This window comes from Mameliella sp. AT18 (genome assembly GCF_028807275.1).
Classification (GTDB): domain Bacteria; phylum Pseudomonadota; class Alphaproteobacteria; order Rhodobacterales; family Rhodobacteraceae; genus Antarctobacter; species Antarctobacter albus.
Genome location: NZ_JARAMO010000132.1, coordinates 1 through 3,793 on the forward strand (window position 1 = coordinate 1; position 3,793 = coordinate 3,793).

Consider the following 3,793-nt stretch of genomic DNA (forward strand, 5'->3'; position numbering starts at 1 on the left):
GGAGCGGCACCAGAGCGTGACAGGTCCAGATTGAGTTTTACGATTCAAAGAATGCCAACACTGCCCAGTTCGACGCTGCCTACACAATTGATCTCAGTATTGCGGCTTCGTTGCCTTCTTTGAGCGCGGGTGGATTTGATTACTACAATTTTCCTGTGACCAATGGTGATCTATTGGATGGGAATCCTCAGAACTTTCTGATTGCAGTCGTTGATGATGGTGGGTCCCCTACAAGCGTTGTGACCTTTGGCACCAACACCGATCCTGGGCCAGTGTCTCTACAGGGCGGATCTCTTGACGGTTCCACCATCCAGTCACTTATTACATCGGGTGTTGTTGAGGGCGATGCCTTCCAGCAGGGCTTTGGGCCGTTTATCATTGGAACTGATAACAGCGTTGTAACTGGACAGTCTGATCCAAACAACGCCGCTTGTTTCGCGTTCGGGACACTAATTTCGACCCCGTTTGGTGAAGTCCCGGTTCAATCACTGTCTCGTGGTGATGTAGTTTCCTCCGCAGATGGTCGAAACATAGAAGTTTTGTGGATCGGTACATATACCACCAAACGAGTTTTTTCAGGGCGCTCGGAGCGACATACGGCAGTGCGGATCAAGGCGGGTTCTATTGGCGCCGGCATCCCTCACACTGACCTGGTCGTGACGGCGGACCACGCGATGGTAGTAGATGGTTTTGCCGTAAATGCCGGGGTGCTGGCGAATGGTGTGGACATTGTAATTCCGCACCCGAATGAATTGCCAGATGAAATGGTGTACTATCATATCGAAACCTCTGGGCATGAAGTTGTTCTGGCAAATGGGGCGCCTGCGGAAACATTCATTGATTATGTAGGGCGTAGAGTCTTTGACAACTACGAAGAGTATGTAAAAATTTTTGGAGATGACAGAACGATCTCAGAGATGTCTTTGCCGCGAATTTCTTCGCGCAGGCAAATGCCAATTACACTACTTGAAAAATTCTTTGGCGGTGCAGAAAAAGGGGTGGCTTGACGGCGAAATAATCTTTCGTGGGGCCGTCTAGTTGCGTTTCCCTGTCTAACCAATGTGCTAACGACGAGGCCGGGAATATACTTTTCGGCCTCGTGGGCTAATAACTACCTTCTGTCACCGCCCTCTGTCAGGACAGGCTGCTTGGAACTGTGTCTTATAAATCTTTTCGAGTTAGTCGGTACATGTTCTCATCCAATAGAAATTATTCTGTTGCGAGGTTTCTGAACTATCGCAACTCAAACGGCAGTTGTGGAAGGCTTGATCGATTTAGCCTGACTTGCGAATTTCAGTGGCGCTTGGTTTATGTTGCTCAACGGTTACTTTAGCCGGTGACCAATGTTGGGTTCGTGCCATCCTGGGGCTGGTAGCGCCGAAGTTGTCCAGAACTTCTATGTTCCTGAACTTGATCGTGGTTCTCGTGGTTTTCGGAGTCCACGATTTTGGAGTGTCTAGCGAGATAAAAAGCACGCACGCGATCGAGTGTTCTGACGAGCGAGATCAGAAAATAATTCAGTTTCTGCTGTCTGCTTCGCATGACGAACAGCTTGGTTCAATCTCTCTTGGCGCTGGACTTCGGCAAATGCTCCCGCTTCGTGCAACAGGTTCATTATTTCGTCGTACAGATTGGGCATGTTGGTCTCCCTAGTTGACCTGTCAGCATTTACGCAACCACGGATAGGATCTGTGGGTAAAGCTGAGGTTAAGACAGGAGTCACGTTTCCTTTGAAGTAGCACCGTTCTGTTGTAGTTTTGCATCGTGGTTGACGTTGGATAGCCAGCCGCTCTCACCTAATTCACATACAAGGGTGCGCAAAGCCTTAGCCGTTGAGAAGAAGCCTTGTTCATCGCAGCGTTTGGCCGTTGCCTCGGCACGTTTGGCGATTTCATCTGGGGACATGTTGGCTCCTCTATGCTTTTAGGTAGTTTTCGTGAAGGAAATGGCATGCTGTGTTTAACGATACGTTAACGCCGGTTGCTATTGGATCGAAATCGGCATCCTCTTGCCAACTTCAGTCTGGCCTGCGTACTTGTCTGTTTGGATCGCGTGGCTCAACAGTAATTGGAAGTCTTCGCTTTGATCAAAAAATTTTTGAAGTGACGGTGATCGAAGGCTCCGAGCCTTGGTTCAATATACTTAGCGACCTGGAGAGCTTTTCTTTTATGAGCCCAAAAGGTGGGCTGAAGCCCACAGGAGTATTACAAGATGGCTCCAGCCGAGCAGTAGCATGATCGCGGCACGAACTCTACGAAATCGTGTCGGAGGACAGTTGTCGTTGTCGGCGTGGACTTGGGATGAAGTTTTCTGTGACCGAACCAGCATTGATTAACCTTCATAGCGTTGGGTTAGTCTGCTTTTCAACTTATCGGGTAACAACTGACATGCACAGGTTCTACGATCCAGGCGCCGACGCGCTCTGGGGGACGCGGACGGATTGAGGCGCTGGTCGATCGAGGATCGTTCGCACGGGCCGTTCAGGCTGCTCTTTCCCGCATCAGCCGTGCACGGATTGCCGACGGTACAAGGCGAGGCGCCGAAACGCGGGGCAGGGGCATCTCGACAATTGCAGGTTCTTCACCGTACAGGTCGAGGTATTCGGCGTAGTTGTCGAAAGCACGGCGCTGGACGTAGTCGACATAGGTTTCTGCCGCCGCGCCGTTTGCCAGGATGATCTCATGCCCCTCGGTCTCGATGTGGTAGTAGGTCACGCGCTCGGGGAGAGTGCCAATCGGTTCCACCGTGATCGTGGTGCCATTGACTAGCGCACCTGCGTTGATCGCCAGCCCGTCGAGGACCAGGGCATGGTCCGCGGTCAACACTAGGTCCGTGTGTGGCAGGTCGTTGCCCAGGGCACCGGAGTGAACCCGGACAGGAGCAAAGCGCTCGGCCGGGGTGAAACGCTTGTGCATGGTCTGGCGCCCGATCCATTTGACCATAGTGGTTCCGCCATCCGCAGTGCGGATCATGTCACCGATGGACAGGGTCTCGACGGCACATTCAACATCCGGCGTGGCGATCATCGTGCCTGCGGCAAAACAGACGGGCAGGGGGTCTGTCGTCAGGGCGAAGTCACCCATCTGGAAGGTGCTCGGGAATTCCGCGAGTGTGGCCGAGGGAGACAGCAGTGCAGGCTGGGAGGTGCTGGCACTGTAAAATACGAGAAATGTGTGTCCACCGGATACGAAATATCCTTCGTAGTCATACTGACTGTAGCCGTACGCCGGATCACCAAGGTTCCAGAAGCCATCGTCGATCATCGTACCGCCAAAGTCCGTGGTGCCACTAGTGGTCGCGTCACCGGCTGTATCGTAGTCTTGGAAATTGGCGTTGTAATCGACTGCCATTTTTTGCTCACTTCCATACACTTAGAAAAACACGAGTCTGAGCTCCGGGGGAGGATACCCGGGGGGAAAGGAAATGGAAACTCTTTGGCTTACTGTCTCGATTTATCCCTAGAACGTGGCAGGCCAACCGCACAGTTTGGCCGCTGTACTGGCGGATTAACCCCATATGTCAGTGGTGCTCATGGAGGGAGCAGCGGAGCGATCGTTCTTTGACCGGCGTTTCTTGGTTCGAACCCGTTGCTGTCCTCTCGGATCATCTGAAGGAGCGTATACCAAGCGCTACATGCAAGAAATTCTACGAAGTGCATGGAAGTTCAATGAACCTGTGTGAACCTGAAAATCTTGGACAAACCGTGAAACACGCCTGTTTACGAACGGATTGGTTGGCCAAAAATCAATACCTTGGCGAGCATCCGCTTCGTTTACACCGAAGATGTCGGGAG

At 52.1% G+C, this 3,793-nt stretch carries 5 protein-coding genes; 2 read left to right on the forward strand and 3 right to left on the reverse strand.

Going from position 1 to position 3,793, the window contains the following annotated elements; genetic code table 11:
• The first annotated feature begins 110 nt into the window (after window positions 1-110).
• Window positions 111-1,007, forward strand: a complete 897-nt coding sequence (locus tag PVW46_RS13755; RefSeq protein WP_274576232.1) for a Hint domain-containing protein — start codon at window positions 111-113, stop codon at window positions 1,005-1,007.
• 449 nt (window positions 1,008-1,456) lie between these two features.
• Here the strand turns inward: PVW46_RS13755 and PVW46_RS13760 are convergent, their stop codons facing one another.
• Together PVW46_RS13760 and PVW46_RS13765 are read right to left on the reverse strand one after the other, a co-directional pair.
• Entirely contained in the window at window positions 1,457-1,639 is a 183-nt protein-coding gene (locus PVW46_RS13760) for a hypothetical protein (protein WP_133066344.1), read from the reverse strand.
• Between the two features lie 80 nt (window positions 1,640-1,719).
• Window positions 1,720-1,905: a hypothetical protein gene (locus PVW46_RS13765; RefSeq protein WP_133066345.1), complete on the reverse strand. Its 186-nt coding sequence runs from the start codon at window positions 1,903-1,905 to the stop codon at window positions 1,720-1,722.
• 50 nt (window positions 1,906-1,955) lie between these two features.
• On the opposite strand from PVW46_RS13765, the gene PVW46_RS13770 reads away from it, so the two are divergent.
• Window positions 1,956-2,237 (forward strand): hypothetical protein, encoded by a 282-nt coding sequence (locus PVW46_RS13770; protein WP_133065645.1) that lies wholly within the window; start codon window positions 1,956-1,958, stop codon window positions 2,235-2,237.
• A 243-nt stretch (window positions 2,238-2,480) separates the two neighbouring features.
• Here the strand turns inward: PVW46_RS13770 and PVW46_RS13775 are convergent, their stop codons facing one another.
• Window positions 2,481-3,350: a Hint domain-containing protein gene (locus PVW46_RS13775; RefSeq protein ID WP_222512495.1), complete on the reverse strand. Its 870-nt coding sequence runs from the start codon at window positions 3,348-3,350 to the stop codon at window positions 2,481-2,483.
• Window positions 3,351-3,793 lie beyond the last annotated feature (443 nt).

Excerpts from the sequence above, each read along its gene's own strand:
- PVW46_RS13760 (WP_133066344.1), bottom strand. The coding sequence starts at position 1,639 with ATGCCCAATCTGTACGACGAAATAATGAACCTGTTGCACGAAGCGGGA.
- PVW46_RS13765 (WP_133066345.1), bottom strand. The coding sequence starts at position 1,905 with ATGTCCCCAGATGAAATCGCCAAACGTGCCGAGGCAACGGCCAAACGC.
- PVW46_RS13775 (WP_222512495.1), bottom strand. The coding sequence starts at position 3,350 with ATGGCAGTCGATTACAACGCCAATTTCCAAGACTACGATACAGCCGGT.